15 protein-coding genes are annotated in these 16,445 nt (G+C 48.2%); 14 read left to right on the forward strand and 1 reads right to left on the reverse strand.

Going from position 1 to position 16,445, the window contains the following annotated elements; genetic code table 11:
• The first annotated feature begins 371 nt into the window (after window positions 1-371).
• The 7 genes from ACFPYJ_RS28555 to pssA all read left to right on the forward strand — a co-directional run bounded on the left by ACFPYJ_RS28555 (window position 372) and on the right by pssA (window position 8,859).
• Entirely contained in the window at window positions 372-833 is a 462-nt protein-coding gene (locus ACFPYJ_RS28555) for a CtsR family transcriptional regulator (RefSeq protein WP_379191652.1), read from the forward strand.
• Window positions 834-967: 134 nt separating this feature from the next.
• Window positions 968-1,477, forward strand: coding sequence for a UvrB/UvrC motif-containing protein (locus tag ACFPYJ_RS28560; protein WP_379191653.1), 510 nt, complete (start codon window positions 968-970; stop codon window positions 1,475-1,477).
• A gap of 25 nt (window positions 1,478-1,502) precedes the next feature.
• The gene (locus tag ACFPYJ_RS28565; protein WP_379191654.1) at window positions 1,503-2,582 is read left to right on the forward strand and encodes a protein arginine kinase; all 1,080 of its coding nucleotides are present in this window, start codon (window positions 1,503-1,505) and stop codon (window positions 2,580-2,582) included.
• Window positions 2,583-2,584: 2 nt separating this feature from the next.
• Window positions 2,585-5,038: an ATP-dependent Clp protease ATP-binding subunit gene (locus ACFPYJ_RS28570; protein ID WP_379191655.1), complete on the forward strand. Its 2,454-nt coding sequence runs from the start codon at window positions 2,585-2,587 to the stop codon at window positions 5,036-5,038.
• 368 nt (window positions 5,039-5,406) lie between these two features.
• Complete coding sequence (radA, locus tag ACFPYJ_RS28575; RefSeq protein ID WP_379191657.1) at window positions 5,407-6,774, forward strand: DNA repair protein RadA; 1,368 nt, start codon at window positions 5,407-5,409, stop codon at window positions 6,772-6,774.
• 12 nt (window positions 6,775-6,786) lie between these two features.
• Window positions 6,787-7,863 (forward strand): DNA integrity scanning diadenylate cyclase DisA, encoded by a 1,077-nt coding sequence (disA, locus tag ACFPYJ_RS28580; protein ID WP_379191658.1) that lies wholly within the window; start codon window positions 6,787-6,789, stop codon window positions 7,861-7,863.
• A gap of 246 nt (window positions 7,864-8,109) precedes the next feature.
• A complete protein-coding gene (pssA, locus tag ACFPYJ_RS28585; protein ID WP_379191659.1) occupies window positions 8,110-8,859 on the forward strand; it encodes a CDP-diacylglycerol--serine O-phosphatidyltransferase in 750 nt (249 codons plus the stop codon).
• A gap of 105 nt (window positions 8,860-8,964) precedes the next feature.
• Here pssA and ACFPYJ_RS28590 read toward each other — a convergent pair whose 3' ends face one another.
• On the reverse strand, window positions 8,965-9,360 hold the full coding sequence (locus ACFPYJ_RS28590) for a nucleoside triphosphate pyrophosphohydrolase family protein (protein ID WP_379191660.1): 396 nt from the start codon (window positions 9,358-9,360) through the stop codon (window positions 8,965-8,967).
• 190 nt (window positions 9,361-9,550) lie between these two features.
• On the opposite strand from ACFPYJ_RS28590, the gene ACFPYJ_RS28595 reads away from it, so the two are divergent.
• From ACFPYJ_RS28595 to ACFPYJ_RS28625, 7 genes are all read left to right on the forward strand, one after another.
• Complete coding sequence (locus ACFPYJ_RS28595) at window positions 9,551-10,642, forward strand: PIN/TRAM domain-containing protein (RefSeq protein WP_379191661.1); 1,092 nt, start codon at window positions 9,551-9,553, stop codon at window positions 10,640-10,642.
• Window positions 10,643-10,720: 78 nt separating this feature from the next.
• On the forward strand, window positions 10,721-11,428 hold the full coding sequence (ispD, locus tag ACFPYJ_RS28600; RefSeq protein ID WP_379191662.1) for a 2-C-methyl-D-erythritol 4-phosphate cytidylyltransferase: 708 nt from the start codon (window positions 10,721-10,723) through the stop codon (window positions 11,426-11,428).
• Complete coding sequence (gene ispF, locus ACFPYJ_RS28605) at window positions 11,425-11,910, forward strand: 2-C-methyl-D-erythritol 2,4-cyclodiphosphate synthase (protein WP_379191663.1); 486 nt, start codon at window positions 11,425-11,427, stop codon at window positions 11,908-11,910. The genes ispD and ispF overlap by 4 nt, the downstream gene beginning before the upstream one ends.
• Before the next feature lie 39 nt (window positions 11,911-11,949).
• Window positions 11,950-13,407, forward strand: a complete 1,458-nt coding sequence (gene gltX / locus ACFPYJ_RS28610) for a glutamate--tRNA ligase (RefSeq protein WP_379191664.1) — start codon at window positions 11,950-11,952, stop codon at window positions 13,405-13,407.
• Window positions 13,408-13,909: 502 nt separating this feature from the next.
• Window positions 13,910-14,620: a serine O-acetyltransferase gene (gene cysE / locus ACFPYJ_RS28615; RefSeq protein WP_379191715.1), complete on the forward strand. Its 711-nt coding sequence runs from the start codon at window positions 13,910-13,912 to the stop codon at window positions 14,618-14,620.
• Window positions 14,617-16,023: a cysteine--tRNA ligase gene (gene cysS, locus ACFPYJ_RS28620; protein WP_379191665.1), complete on the forward strand. Its 1,407-nt coding sequence runs from the start codon at window positions 14,617-14,619 to the stop codon at window positions 16,021-16,023. Before cysE ends, cysS begins: the two co-directional genes overlap by 4 nt.
• Window positions 16,020-16,439 (forward strand): Mini-ribonuclease 3, encoded by a 420-nt coding sequence (locus ACFPYJ_RS28625; protein WP_379191666.1) that lies wholly within the window; start codon window positions 16,020-16,022, stop codon window positions 16,437-16,439. The genes cysS and ACFPYJ_RS28625 overlap by 4 nt, the downstream gene beginning before the upstream one ends.
• The last annotated feature ends 6 nt before the right edge of the window (window positions 16,440-16,445 follow it).

Genomic DNA, 16,445 nt, shown 5'->3' on the forward strand with positions numbered 1-16,445 from the left:
TGGAAGAGTAGGACGTCGCCAAGCACGAACAACCGACCGCAGTCATGCGGTCGGTTTTTTGTTGTTTGGTTTCGGTTTACCTCGCATGTGCGTAATATATGATGAAGAGATGATATCCATCTATATCCTCCCAGAAACAATATGCTGATATTTATAAGCTATGCGACGAATTCAGGTATAAATGTGCGTGATCCGCCCAAGATAATAAGGGAACCTGGAGCATGAAGCCACTTGACCTTTTGAAAAAATTGCGTATAATAAAGTTAAAGTCAAAGAAAGTCAAAGTCAATTTAACTAAAAACTTTGACGATTTAGACTTTAACGGTAGAAGTAGCCGTTGGTTGTTTTGGCAACTTAGGGAGGTTGGCGAAATGCGCAACATTTCCGATCTCATTGAGCAGTATTTGAAGCATATGCTGCAGGAAAGCTCTGATGGCGCAGTTGAACTACAGCGCAATGATCTGGCAGAACGTTTCTCATGTGTTCCGTCCCAGATCAATTACGTCATCAGCACGAGATTCACACTGGAAAAGGGCTATTTTGTGGAGAGTAAGCGAGGCGGAGGCGGTTATATTCGTATCCAACGTGTTGAACTTCCTTCACTAACCGCTCTTCAAGGCCATATTGTACATACAATTGGCGATCAGGTGGATCAAGGTGCGGCAGAGGGATTGATCTATCAGCTGGAGGAAGCGGAATTCATTACTCGCCGGGAAGCAAATTTGCTTCGGGCAGCGATATCCCGCGACTCCATTGCAGTCAAACTCCCGCTGCGTGACGAAATTCGGGCAAGGCTTCTAAGAGCAATGCTGATAACACTGCTTATCAAGTAAAACTGCGCGCCTTGGAGATATAAGAAATGGTCGATGATCCAGCTTATATTTTTAAGGGAAGAACATCATAACCCCAGTTAAGCGAGGGTGATTACGATTTCTTCTTAGCCTTGCAAGAGGAGGGATTGTGCGGAATGCTTTGTCAGGAATGCGGCAAGAAGCCGGCGACACTTCATTTTACGAAGATTGTAAATGGAGAGAAGACGGAGTTTCACATTTGCGAAACATGTGCAAGGGAAAAAGGTGAAGGAATTCCGGGCGCTTCGAACGGATTTTCGATCCACAGTCTGTTATCAGGCTTACTCGATTTTGAACCGAGCAGTTTTGGAGCTAAGCCCCCACAAATCCGTTGTGAGGAATGCGGGCTGACCTATACCCAGTTTAGCAAAATGGGACGTTTTGGCTGCAGCAACTGCTATAAACAGTTTGGCAGCAGGTTAGATCCGATACTCAAGCGCGTGCATGGCAATACCGTTCATGTGGGCAAAATTCCGAAGCGTACCGGCGGACAGATTCAGCTCAAGCGAGAAATTGAAGAGCTCAGACGGAATTTACATGAGCTGATCGATCGTGAAGAATTTGAGGATGCGGCCCAAATCCGCGACCGGATTCGTGAGCTGGAACGAAATGTAGCAGATGTGTAGGTGCCCTTAGGATGGAGGATTCGGGATGACAAAACGATCTTTTGCAGACGAGGCATTGAGTGATTGGATGAAGGGAACCGGCCCTGATGCGGACATCGTCATCAGCAGCCGTATACGAATCGCCCGTAATTTACGAGGCCATCCATTTCCGATGCTGGCAACCAATCAACAAGCTCATGAAGTAATGGAACAGCTGACATCAGTTGCTGAGACAGGTAAATTAAATGATCTCGGTGAATTTGATACGATAGAATTAACCGATCTAACCGAGCTTGAACGAAGAGTTCTTGTGGAGAAACATTTGATCAGCACCAATCTTGCGAATGAATCACGCAGCGGAGCGGTTATACTCAGTGCGAATGAATCCGTAAGTATCATGGTGAATGAAGAGGATCATCTGCGGATTCAATGCTTATATCCCGGGTTTCAAATAAAAGAAGCATGGGAGCTTGCAAGCCGCATTGACGATATTTATGAAGAAGTCGCTAATTATGCATTTGACGAGCGAAGAGGTTTCTTAACAAGCTGCCCTACGAATGTCGGTACCGGTATTCGTTCGTCCGTCATGATGCATTTGCCAGGGCTTGTGCTGACTCAGCAAATTAACCGCATTTTATCAGCAATCACCCAAGTGGGGCTGGCAGTACGCGGTACGTATGGCGAGGGCAGCGAGGCGCTTGGCAACCTGTTTCAAATCTCCAATCAGATCACATTAGGTCAGTCAGAAGACGAGATTATCGAGAATCTGCACAGCGTCGCTAAGCAAATCATTGAACATGAAAGAGCGGCACGTCTGCGTATGCTGAATGAGTCCCGGGTTCGGCTGGAGGATCGGGTATACCGTTCCTACGGTATATTGTCCCATGCTACGATCATGGACTCGAAGGAAGCAGCTCAGCGGCTGTCTGATGTTAGACTTGGTGTTGACTTAGGTCTGATTCAGGATGTATCTCCACAGGTAATGAATGAAATGGTGGTTTTAACGCAGCCGGGTTTTCTCCAACAGGTATTCAATGAAAAAATGACTCCTGAGCAGAGAGATATAAGGCGTGCAGAACTTATACGACAGCATTTACATCGTAAATCCGATCATGGGGGTGTATGAACATGATGTTTGGTAGATTCACGGAACGAGCACAGAAGGTGCTTGCGTTAGCACAGGAAGAAGCGGTTCGTCTCGGTCATAACAACATAGGTACGGAGCATATTTTGCTCGGCCTTAACCGAGAAGGGGAAGGAATCGCAGCCAAAGCTCTGATTGGTCTTGGTTTAAGCCTTGAGAAGATTCAAGATGAAGTAGAAACTTTGATTGGCCGAGGCCAAGAGCAGCCGACCAATATAGCCTACACGCCGCGCGCAAAAAAAGTGATTGAGCTTTCGATGGATGAAGCTCGTAAGCTTGGACATACGTACGTTGGTACAGAGCATATTCTGCTCGGTCTTATTCGTGAAGGCGAAGGGGTTGCTGCACGGGTACTCAATAACCTTGGTATCAGCTTGAATAAAGCACGTCAGCAAGTGCTGCAGCTTCTGGGCAGCAGCGAGGCTGTTTCAAGCAGCCACGGAGCTCCTGCTAATGTAAGCACGCCGACACTCGACGGATTAGCTCGTGATTTGACCGCTTATGCGAAGGATGGCAATCTTGATCCCGTCATCGGACGGAGTAAAGAAATTGAGCGCGTTATTCAGGTGCTTAGCCGAAGAACGAAGAACAATCCGGTTCTAATCGGGGAGCCTGGAGTTGGTAAAACAGCGATTGCCGAAGGGCTCGCTCAGAAAATAATCGCTGGTGAAATTCCCGAGACGCTCCGCGACAAACGCGTCATGACGCTCGATATGGGCTCTGTCGTGGCTGGAACGAAGTACCGTGGGGAATTCGAAGATCGTCTTAAAAAGATCATGGATGAAATTCGTCAAGCCGGCAATATCGTGTTGTTCATCGATGAGCTTCATACGCTAATCGGTGCAGGCGGGGCTGAGGGTGCTATCGATGCTTCCAATATCCTCAAACCGGCTCTTGCTCGGGGAGAATTGCAATGCATCGGCGCAACAACTCTTGATGAATATCGCAAATATATTGAGAAGGATGCTGCGCTTGAGCGCCGCTTCCAGCCAATTACGGTCGATCAGCCATCGCCGGATGAAGCGATTCAAATTTTGCATGGCCTGCGTGACCGTTATGAAGCCCATCACCGGGTGAAAATTACGGATGAAGCAATTGTGCAAGCCGTTAAACTCTCTGATCGTTATATAACAGATCGATTCCTGCCGGATAAAGCGATCGACCTTATCGATGAGGCGAGCTCCAAAGTAAGGCTTAAATCGTATACGGTTCCGCCTAATCTTAAGCAGCTGGAGAACCGTCTGGAGGATATCCGCAAGGAGAAGGATTCAGCGGTTCAAAGCCAAGAGTTCGAGAAGGCAGCGGCGCTTCGTGATACGGAACAAAAGATCCGTGAAGAGCTGGATGTCACTAAGAACCAATGGAAAGAAAAACAAGGCCGTACCGATTCCGAGGTTACTCCTGAAGATATCGCTCAGGTTGTCGCGAGCTGGACGGGAATACCGGTCAGCAAGCTGGCTGAGGAAGAAACACAGCGTCTTCTAAAAATGGAAGATATTCTTCACGACCGCGTCATCGGTCAGCAGGAAGCAGTTAAAGCGGTGTCGCGTGCGATCCGCCGGGCTCGTGCAGGTTTGAAGGATCCGAAACGCCCAATGGGCTCTTTCATCTTCCTTGGTCCGACAGGGGTCGGTAAGACGGAGCTTGCGCGTGCGCTTGCCGAAGCGATGTTCGGTGATGAGAATGCCGTAATTCGCATCGACATGTCGGAGTATATGGAGAAGCATTCGACTTCCCGTCTGGTTGGAGCGCCTCCAGGATACGTCGGCTACGAAGAAGGCGGTCAGCTGACGGAGAAAGTTCGTCGCAAACCGTACTCGGTTGTGCTGCTTGATGAAATTGAGAAAGCACATCCAGACGTATTCAACATTCTGCTGCAGGTGCTTGAGGATGGCCGATTGACCGATTCAAAAGGCCGCGTAGTCGATTTCCGCAATACGCTGATCATCATGACATCTAATGTCGGTGCCGATCAAATCAAACGTAATTCCTCGCTTGGCTTTACTGCGACGCAGGATGCGGGCCGAGACTTTAATGTCATGAAAGATAAAGTGCTGACTGAGCTCAAGAAGAGCTTCCGTCCAGAGTTCTTGAACCGGATCGATGAAACGATCGTATTCCATTCCCTTGATAAAGAGCATATCGCGCAAATCGTGACCTTAATGTCCGATGAGCTGCGTAAACGTCTTCGCGAGCAGGAAGTGGATTACACGCTCACTGATAAGGCGAAAGATTTCCTGGCTAAGGAAGGCTTTGATCCTCAGTATGGCGCGCGTCCTCTCCGCCGTGCGATTCAGAAGCATATCGAGGACCGGTTGTCCGAAGATCTGCTTCTCGGCAAAATTGCTAAAGGCGACACCCTTTTCATTGATGAGAAGGATGGCGAATTAACGGTAACGAAGGATGTTAAAGCAACTGAAGAGACAGCGACTAAATAAAGTATCAGATAGTTGAAATGCCCTTGTTCAATGCCTTTGATTAGGCAGAAGAGCAAGGGTTTTTTCCTTATGCGCCTCTTGAACGATTCGGAACATTTGTTTCTAGTTCTAAGGATTGGTAAACTATATGAATGGCATTAAGGTTGTACAGAATTAAAGCTTTCGGATTAAGCAGAGTATTCCATGAGAAATTTCTAGAAGATTCTACCTATGAAAATTGCTGCAACGGCGGAATTTTCAATAAGCTATTTTTTCATCATGGAAGCTAAAGATTACTTAAAACGGTTAATTGGCTGTAGAAATAGGTTTATCCTAACCGACAGAAATGGTAAACTTTGAATGATACGTTATAGTATAAGGAGCCGTATATGGCAAAACTTAAAATAAAGTTCGCGTGCACGGAATGCGGGACGGAAACACCGAAATGGCTGGGGAAATGCCCGGGTTGCGGTTCATGGAACACGATGGTTGAAGAGAAAGAGACTGTTGTCAAGACGCAAGGAATGGGTTCTTCGATCATTCAGACGAAAGAAAAGCCGCGTCCTATCATACATATAGAAAGTGGTGAGGAGCAGCGCATTGAGACAACGCTCAAGGAGCTTAACCGGGTTCTCGGCGGAGGTGTAGTACCAGGCTCGCTAATCCTAGTCGGTGGAGATCCCGGCATCGGGAAATCGACCCTTCTTCTGCAGACCTCTCATGCGCTTGCTTCTAAAAAACTGACCGTTCTCTATATCTCCGGGGAAGAATCGGTACGCCAAACCCGCCTTCGGGCGGATCGGCTGGGAGCGCTGACCGATAAGCTTTACGTGCTGTGTGAAACGAATATGGAGCAAATTAATGATGCGATTGAATCGGTTCAGCCTGATTTTCTCGTTATTGACTCGATTCAAACGGTGTATGATCCAGGGGTTCAATCGGCGCCTGGGAGTGTTTCGCAGGTTCGAGAATGCACGGCGCATTTCATGCGTGTGGCCAAGATTAAAGGGATTGCTACTGTCCTTGTCGGTCACGTAACCAAGGAAGGCGCTATCGCTGGTCCGAGGATGCTGGAGCATATGGTAGACTGCGTGCTTTATTTTGAAGGGGAACGCCATCATTCATATCGACTATTGCGCGCAGTGAAGAATCGCTTCGGCTCGACGAATGAAATTGGAATTTTTGAAATGGGCGAAGAGGGACTTCGGGAAGTCAGCAATCCGTCCGAATTATTTTTATCCGAAAGACCATTAGGCGTGTCCGGTTCTACTGTAGTGGCGAGTATGGAAGGAACAAGGCCTGTACTCGTTGAGCTTCAGGCACTGGTTACGACAACAAATTTCCCTTCGCCGCGCCGGATGTCCACGGGGATTGACCATAATCGGATGGCGCTTATTATCGCTGTACTGGAAAAGCGCATGGGTATGTTCCTTCAAACCCAGGATGCTTATCTCAATGTGGCTGGCGGGATCAGATTGGATGAACCCGCCGTCGATTTGGCGGCTGCGGTGAGTATTGCCTCCAGTTTCCGTGATGCTCCGACAAGGCCATTTGATGTATTCTTTGGTGAAATCGGACTGACCGGAGAGGTAAGGGCTGTTTCAAGGGCTGAGCAGCGGGTAAAGGAAGCACAGAAGCTCGGATTCAAGCGGGTAATCATGCCCTCGAAGAGCCTGAAGGGCTGGACCCCGCCGTCTGGCATCGATATTATTAGCGTGGAGACCGTGGCAGAGGCGCTGACGGCAGCGTTTGGATAGAGGGGGGAAATGATGAAAGAGCCTAGTCAACTAGAGATTATGAACCAGCTGCTGCAAATGGTTGCACCTGGAATGGCATTCCGAGAAGGACTTGACAACGTACTGCGTGCGAAGACGGGGGCACTGATCGTTGTTGGATACAGTCCAGAGGTGATGGAAGTAGTCGATGGTGGATTTTCTATCAATTGCGACTTCTCCCCTAACTATCTGTATGAGCTGGCGAAGATGGACGGCGCCATTATCCTAAGCGAGGACCGCAAACGAATCTTGTATGCAAACACGCAGTTGATTCCGGATAGCTCGATCTCTTCCATAGAAACAGGTATTCGGCATCGGACAGCGGAGAGGGTAGCCAAGCAAACGGGGAAACTGGTTGTCTCCATCTCACAGCGCCGGAATGTGATTACCTTGTATCAGGGGCAGCTCCGATATTCACTTAAAGATATGGCGGTCATACTTACGAAAGCTAATCAAGCGATTCAAACGTTGGAGAAGTATAAGGTTGTGCTGAATCAGTCTTTCACCAATTTATCTGCGCTTGAGTTTGAGGAAATGGTTACGCTGCAGGAGGTTGCCCATGTCATAAAACGGGTAGAGATGGTTATAAGAGTCAAAATGGAAATCAAGCGTTACGTGAATGAGCTGGGGACGGAAGGCCGTCTGATCAGTATGCAAATGGAAGAGCTTGTAGGCGGGGTGGAGGAAGAAGCGTGGTTCCTGCTTAAGGATTATGCGAAGGAAGCCAATGAAGAGAAGATCCGCGATATTCGTGCTGCCATTCGCAAACTGAATGCGGAGGAGCTGCTGGAGCTGCCCCAAATCATCAAGCTGCTCGGTTATTCAGGAATGAGTGCTGCATCAGAGGATATGGTTGCACCGCGGGGGTATAGACTGCTCAGCCGCATCCCGCGTTTACCGGCTGCCATTATGAATAATTTGGTGGAACGTTTTGAAAATTTACCGCATATTCTTATGGCAACCATCGAGGAATTGGATTCTGTGGATGGCATCGGAGAAGTCAGAGCGCGTGCGATCAAAGAAGGGCTCAAACGGATCCAAGAGCAGATGTTCATTGACAGACAAATCTAAATCCCATACAATGTGAGAATGCAGAAGTCTGTTGTTTAGACCTTACACTATCACTCCATTTCAGAAAACTTGGGCAAGAAGTTTTCATTTTAAGGTTCAAATAAATAAGGAAGAAACTAACTACGTCTTGGTGTATGGCACGGAATCCTCCGTAACCCCATTCGCGAGGCGCAAGCCGGATCTTCTTAACTGCTGCATTACTGCAAATAGCAGTTTTGGGGCATAGTAAAGATGAGGTGGAGCAAAATGATTACGAAGTCGATACCGAGTCTTTTTACGGTGGCGAACCTATTCCTGGGTATCGTTGCCATAATTCTCGTGTTTCCTGAAAATGCAAAGCCCGAAGTAGCTGCGATGATGGTTATTATCGCAATGCTCATGGACGGCGTGGATGGCCGAGTAGCACGAGCACTCAATGCACAAAGTGAATTCGGAAAAGAGCTCGATTCGCTATCGGATGTCATCTCCTTCGGAGTTGCGCCCGCATTTATTATGTACAGTGTTGCTTTTCAAGAGTTAACTCCTGCACCTGCTTGGATTATAACAGCACTGTTTCCGATATGCGGAGCGTTGCGATTGGCAAGATTTAATGTTATTTCCAGCATGCCTGGTTACTTTATCGGGCTGCCGATTCCAGCTGCGGGTGGTGTACTAGCTACATTAGCGCTATTTCATCATGAGATTGCCGTATCTGTTCTTATGGCCAGCACATTAATTCTTTCATTTCTCATGGTTAGCACCATTAAATATCCCAATTTCAAGAAAGTCGGCATTCCCAAAAATGCCATTTGGGTCATACCGATTATTGTTGTTATTGCAGTCGTTCTGGGCATTCTGTTCCCGCATCATTTATCGAAGATCATTTTCGTTCCTTTGGTGCTTTATGCGCTGTACGGTCTAAAAAAAAACGTTGATCGGCGTCTCCCCGGCAGAAAACGCAAACGTCGGATGATCGAAGCGCAGCTGCCGGAAGAGCCGGCAGAACACAGCGCTTAAAGGGATACGCCGTCTTAAACGAAAACCGCCCTGCTTTCTCCGTTAATCGGATGAAGCAGGGCGGTTTTTGTTTAAGACCATTAATGAAAGGAACAAAAACAGAATCTAGGTTAAATTAAATAATCCTAAAGTGGAGCATTTGTCAGACTCATTGGCAACAACATTATCAAGCTGAATCCCGAGCAAATTGCACATTGCAGACATGTAAAACAAATTACGGCCCAGCTCATTTTGAATCGCATCTCTGCAATGTTCGCAGAGTTCGCCATTAATGTGATGGTGAAGCTTAATTTTGGCCTGCTCCAGATTAAAATCATCTTCATACTCTTGTTTCCGTGCATTGAGCTCAATACAGCCGCATTCCGTTACGGATTTGGCTACAGCACGATTAACGGAAGCGCCGGATTGGCCGTATTTCGATAAAACATCAAGTAAGCTGCGATGCCGCAGCAGCAATTCAGATACCTGCTGCTGGAATTGCTCCAACGTTGGGGCGCCCATCGATTCCACCTCGTTTCAGGATTGCGTTGCTATCTCCTATTATAAGCCTGATGGACGGTTAATTCAAAACGGATTTTCCTGTTTTGTCCGATTTTGGGCGCAAGTTAATAAATTCTAATCGTTTCTTCCCTTTCGAACGATTAACGTGCGAATAATTGGCACATAATTGTAATGGAGGTGGATTTATGTGATGAAACGAATAATTCAGTTGATCGGTTTACTGTTCGGCGGTGTACTCGGTGCTCAAATACATAGTTGGATGAGCGCGGGTGCGATCTGGACAGATGCAACGTATGGCATGATGCAGCAATCAGGCGGATATTATCTGAATGTTGGTATCGGTGCGCTTTGCGGACTTGCGGCAGCAACTGTACTGGCTGCCCCTTTCCTGCGCTGGATGCAGCAAGGTGCTGATCGTGCGGCTGCAATGCCAACGGGAGAGCTGATGTCTGGAGCTGGCGGCTTGCTTGTTGGTCTTGCAATATCGGCACTATTGTTCCCGGCTGTTTCCGGATTCTCCGGGGCAGGCATATTCATACCCATTGTTATGACGCTCTTTTTCGGTTATGTGGGTTTGCGGATTGGTTTAAGTAAACGGGAAGAACTCGCTGAGCGATTCTCAACCTTTTTTGAACGAAGGGTTAAAGCGGCAGAAATCGATGAGGAAAGCAGCTATGAAGAACATAAAATTTTAGATACGAGCGTCATTATCGATGGACGGATCGCCGACATTTGCAAAACCGGATTTATTGAAGGGACACTCGTCATTCCAGAATTTGTTCTCGAGGAGCTGCAGCATATCGCGGATTCATCAGATTTGCTGAAGCGCAACCGGGGCCGTCGCGGACTTGATATTCTGAACAAAATTCAGAAAGAGCTTGATGTTAAGGTTCTTATTTATGAAGGCGATGTAGAGGATGGGGAAGTCGACAGCAAGCTTGTTAAGCTGGCGAAGGTGCTGCACGGCAAAGTAGTGACGAATGATTTTAACCTCAACAAAGTTTGCGAACTTCAAGGCGTATCGGTATTAAACATCAATGACCTTGCCAATGCGGTTAAGCCGGTCGTCCTGCCTGGAGAAGAAATCGTTGTTCAGGTCATTAAGGATGGCAAGGAGCATGGCCAAGGTGTCGCTTATTTGGACGATGGCACGATGATCGTTGTAGAAGGCGGCCGTGATTACATCGGCATGACGATGGAAGTGCTGGTGACAAGCGTGCTGCAGACCTCTGCAGGACGGATGATTTTTGCAAAGCCGAAGTTGTTGGAAAAAGCGCTGTAACACGGTATGATAGTACACGGATGATGATTCGCCGGTTTCCGGCAGTCGTCTTACGTTACAGCGAGGCGGTTGAAAGGCATGGAGGCAGCACAGTCAGGTTGGGGCATCGTCGTGGTTGCAGCGGGCCGCGGAACGAGAATGGGCACAGTAGAGAGTAAACAGTACCTGCTGCTGAAGGACAAGCCTATCATCGTGCATACACTTGAATTATTCGAGCATATGGATGAAGTTATAGAGATTGTTCTCGTCGTAGGTGCCCAGGATCTTGCACGCTGCGAAGCATTCGTTCAAGCGTATCGTCTGACAAAAGTAACGGCGGTACTCGAAGGGGGCAGCGAGCGTCAGCATTCTGTACGGCTCGGGCTGCAGGCATTGACTGGCAGCTGGGTTATGGTGCATGACGGCGTTCGCCCGCTTGTGAGCGCTAAGGCGGTTCGTACCTGCATGGCAGCAGCGCTTAGCACTGAGGCCGCTGTGCTGGCCGTACCTGTGAAAGATACAATCAAGCAAGTGAATGAAGCCGGCGTCATTATAGCGACTCCGGACCGTCGAAGCTTGTGGGCGATTCAAACGCCGCAAGCTTTTCGACGTTCCCTGCTAATTCAGGCGCATGAGCATGCTGAGCAGGATGGATTTCTGGGAACGGATGATGCTATGCTCGTGGAGCGGCTGGGTGTTCCTGTGTCCGTTACAGAGGGAGAGTACACAAATATTAAGATTACAACACCTGAGGATCTGCCTTGGGCGGAGTTCTTGCTTAACGGGAGAGGGGATAAGGAACGATGATTCGGGTAGGACAAGGGTTTGACGTACATCAGCTGGTTGAGGGAAGGCCTTGTATTATTGGAGGCGTAACGCTGCCCTATGAGAAAGGGCTGCTTGGACACTCGGATGCGGATGTGCTGCTGCATGCCATTAGTGATGCTGTGTTGGGAGCATTAGGGCTTGGGGATATCGGCAAGCATTTTCCCGATACGGATCCTGCCTTCAAGGATGCAGACAGCTTGAAGCTGCTGCAGCATATCTGGAAGCTGGTCAAAGAACGCGGGTATAAGCTCGGCAACGTGGATTCCACCATTATCGCGCAGCGGCCGAAAATGGCGCCATATATTCCGCAAATGATTGAGATCATCGCAGATGTACTTGAGGCGGACGACTTATCACAGGTCAATGTGAAAGCCACGACGACAGAGCAGCTTGGTTTTACCGGAAGAGGCGAAGGAATCGCCGCACAATCGGTTGTCTGCCTTGTAAAGGTTATGCTATGATCGTGCAATACGCTAAATGACGGAAGGGGTATGAGTATCATGACACAACCGATCCGGGTGCGTTATGCACCTTCGCCGACGGGGCACTTACATATTGGTAATGCAAGAACGGCCTTATTTAATTATTTATTCGCACGCAATCTTGGCGGCAAATTCATTATTCGTATAGAGGATACGGATGTGAAACGCAATGTTGCGGGAGGCGAAGAGAGTCAATTAACTTATCTAAAGTGGCTTGGCATCGATTGGGATGAAAGTGTCGACATCGGCGGAGGATATGGACCCTATCGCCAAACGGAGCGACTTGATATCTATAAAGAATATTGGCAGGAGCTGTTGGACCGCGGCCTTGCTTACAAATGCTACTGCACCGAAGAAGAGCTCGAGAAGGAGCGGGAAGAGCAGACGGCACGCGGTGAAACGCCGCGTTATTCCGGACAGCACCGTAACCTTACCGAGGAGCAGCGGCAGTCGTTTGAAGCGGAAGGGCGCATTCCGAGCATTCGGTTCCGTGTTCCTGAGGGAAAGACCTACAGCTTCAACGATCTCGTTAAAGGGCAAATCAGCTTCGATACGGAAGGCACCGGTGACTTTGTCATCGTGAAGAAAGATGGGATTCCGACCTATAACTTCGCCGTTGCGCTTGACGATCATTTGATGGCGATCAGTCATGTTCTCCGCGGTGAAGATCACATTTCCAATACGCCCCGGCAATTGATGATCTATGAAGCTTTCGGCTGGGAGCCGCCAATATTCGGTCATATGACGCTTATCGTCAATGATCAGCGCAAGAAGCTTAGCAAACGTGATGAGTCGATTGTTCAGTTTATTGAGCAGTATGATAAACTCGGCTATTTGCCTGAAGCGTTGTTTAATTTTATTGCACTGCTCGGCTGGTCGCCGGAAGGTGAACAGGAGATTTTCACACGCGATGAGCTCATTCAGGTATTCAATGCGTCCCGCCTAAGTAAAAGTCCTGCTGTATTCGATGCGAATAAGCTCAGCTGGATGAATAACGAATATCTCAAGAAAACGGAGCTTCCCCGCGTCGTTGATCTGTGCGTGCCGCACCTTCAGCAAGCAGGCCGCTTATCTGAGAATCTGGATGCTGATGCAAGAGCTTGGGCATCCAGTCTGGTTGCACTTTATCAGGATAAGCTCCGTTATGCAGCCGAGATCGTCCCGCTTACTGAGCTGTTCTTCCTTACCGAGGTAACGGATGAAGAGGAAGCTGCGGCCGTTCTTGCTGAAGAGCAGGTGCCTGCGGTATTGCTTGCATTTGCTGAGCAGATCGCTAGCCTTGATCCATTAGAGGTGGACAGCATCAAGGCGGCGATTAAATCGGTTCAGCAGTCGACTGGTTTTAAAGGCAAGCAGCTGTTTATGCCGATTCGTGCAGCGCTTACTGGACAAACTCACGGACCTGACCTTAACCAGACTATCGTGCTGCTTGGTAAATCCAAGGTGGAAGAGCGGATTCGCCTTCGTCTGGGCTAAAGTTTATTTTCGCTAGGAATTGAAGGAAGCCTGTCCAAGGTACTTGTCAGTTATTCGACAGTCAGCTATACTTGAAATACTTCTTTATTTGAGTCGATGTTTAATTCTAAGTACAAAGCTTTGAACAGGAACGTTCATTTTCGTAAGAGGCATTATCAGAGAGGGCGACCTTTTGAGCGGAGCCGCTGCTGCTTTTTTGTAAATGCATGCAAGTTTCGTAAGAATGGCTGAGAGTCGTTTAATCCTTGAAATGAACATTGCGCCTGGGAGCTGCACTATTGAACCGTGCCAACGCTTGATAACATCAAGCTTTGCTGCATGGGGTAGGTGGTGACGAATGATCCGCGTTAAGGATCTTGAGATGGGATTCCGTTATCGTTCGTTGACAATGGACAGTCCCATGCAGAGTGGAACCGCGTTAATGACGCCTCTGCAGCCGTTGGGCTGCAGAGGCTTTTATTTATTTTCCCAGGTACGTGGAAGTTTGAGAGGAGTCTTGACCATGTTTCGTCATTTGAAATCCGACATTCAGACTGTGATTGACAATGACCCGGCCGCTCGCAATAAATTTGAGGTGGTATTCACCTACTCTGGATTACATGCCATTTGGGCGCACCGCATTGCACATTATTTCTACAAGAAGCACTGGTACACGGTTGCCCGCATGATTTCACAGGTGAGCCGATTTTTCACGGGAATTGAAATTCATCCGGGTGCGAGAATCGGGGATGGTCTTTTTATTGATCATGGTATGGGTGTTGTTATCGGTGAAACATGTGAGATTGGGAATAACGTCGTTATTTATCAGGGTGTCACGCTTGGCGGTACGGGTAAAGAAAAGGGGAAACGCCATCCCACCATCGGTAATAATGTTGTCATCGGTTCAGGGTCAAAAGTTCTTGGATCGTTCGAAGTTGGGGACAATGTTAATATCGGTTCTAATTCAGTTGTTCTTCGGGAAGTCCCTTCCAACAGTACGGTCGTTGGAAATCCTGGACGGATTGTAAAGCGGAATGGGGAGCGGGTTAGGGATCGGCTTGATCATACGAAGCTTCCCGATCCGGTTATCGAAATGCTGCGTGCGATGCAGAAGGAAATTTATGATTTGAAAGCTGAAATGGAATCAATGCGGCTGAAGATGCAAGGGGAAGAACAGCAAGAGTTGCCTGAATGGGAAGAGCAGACCATAGCTGGAGGAGAAAGAAGAAAATGAGCCTGCGCATATATAATACAATGAGCCGTGAGAAAGAAGTATTTGAATCGCTTGAGCCGGGTAAAGTGAAAATGTACGTATGCGGACCGACGGTATACGACTATATTCATATTGGCAATGCGCGTCCGGTAATATTTTTTGATGTGGTGCGCCGCTACTTGGAATCCACAGGTTATGAAGTCAGATATGTGGTTAACTTTACAGATGTGGATGATAAATTAATCCGCAAGGCGGAGCAGCTGAATGTAACGGTACCGGAAGTGGCGGAGAAATTCATTGATGCATTCAACGAGAACATAGAAGCCATCGGTGTTCATAAAGCGTCACTGAATCCGCGCGTAACGGAAAACATGGATGAAATTATCGCGTTCATACAGGAGCTGGTCGATCAAAACTACGCCTATGAGAACGGCGGCGATGTATTCTTCCGTACGAACAAGTTTACCGATTACGGGAAATTATCGCATCAGAATATGGATGAGCTTCAGCTTGGGATTCGTATAGGCGTTGATGCACGCAAGGAGAATGGGCAGGATTTTGTGCTTTGGAAGGCAGCCAAGCAAGGGGAGATCTACTGGGAAAGCCCATGGGGAGCGGGTCGCCCGGGATGGCATATTGAATGCTCCGCGATGGCGCGCAAATACTTGGGTGATACATTAGACATCCATGGCGGCGGTCATGATCTTCAATTCCCGCATCATGAATGCGAGATCGCGCAATCGGAATCCTTAACAGGAGAGCCGCTTGCCCGTTACTGGATGCATAATGGGTACATTCATATCAATAATGAGAAAATGTCCAAATCACTGGGTAACGGAATTACGGTAAATGAGCTTGTGAAACGATTAAAGCCTGCGGTCATCCGCTATTTTATGCTTTCCGCTCATTATCGCAGCCCGCTTAATTTCAGTGAAGAAACAATCGCACAGGCTGAGAACAGCGTGGATCGTGTCATTAACTGCGTCATTAATCTGCATCACCGTTTATCCGTAGCTGTAAGTACGGATGATGAGGAAACAGAGGCGCTTCGCGGTAGAGTGAAAGCTATCAAGGAGCAGTTCCAAACGAAGATGGATGATGATTTCAATACACCGGACGCGATTACGGCTTTATTCGATCTTGTAAGCGAAACGAATCAGCATTTGCAAAGACCTATTGTATCGGCTGAGAGCCTGCAGCTCCTTGTGGATACGTTTGAATCCTTCGATCAAATTCTTGGACTGCTGCCGGCCTTGCACAAAGAAGGTTTGCTGGATGCGGACGTTGATGCGCTTATTGTGGAGCGAGTCGAGGCGCGCAAGTCGAAGAACTGGGCGCGTGCCGATGAAATTCGCGACCTCTTGGCAGAACAGGGAATCGTACTGGAGGATACCCCGCAGGGTATTCGTTGGAGACGCAAATGATGGATGTCATGGAGCAAGGCTGGTGGATTCATTCACCAAACAAACCAGTGCAGCTGCTTAACCCGATCGTTCTGGCCTATATCGGAGATTCCGTCTTTGAGCTGCTGGTGAGACAATATTTAGTCTCACAGCCTAATCATAAGCTTCATCACCTCCATAAACAGGCAACCCAATTTGTATCAGCCAAAGCACAGCGGGTGCTGCTCGAGAAGTGGCAGCCCCTGCTGAGCGAGGAGGAAGCAGATGTGGTACGCCGCGGCCGCAACGCCAAATCCGGTACGCCTCCCAAAAATGCGGATACGGCTGATTATCGGCAAGCGACCGCTTTGGAGTGCTTGATCGGGTTTTTATATTATTCCAAACAAAGTGAACGGCTGCGCGAACTGATGGCGGTAGCTTTCGATGAACAAAGTTGAGGGCGA

Source organism: Paenibacillus solisilvae (assembly GCF_042656405.1).
Lineage (GTDB): Bacteria > Bacillota > Bacilli > Paenibacillales > Paenibacillaceae > Paenibacillus_Z > Paenibacillus_Z solisilvae.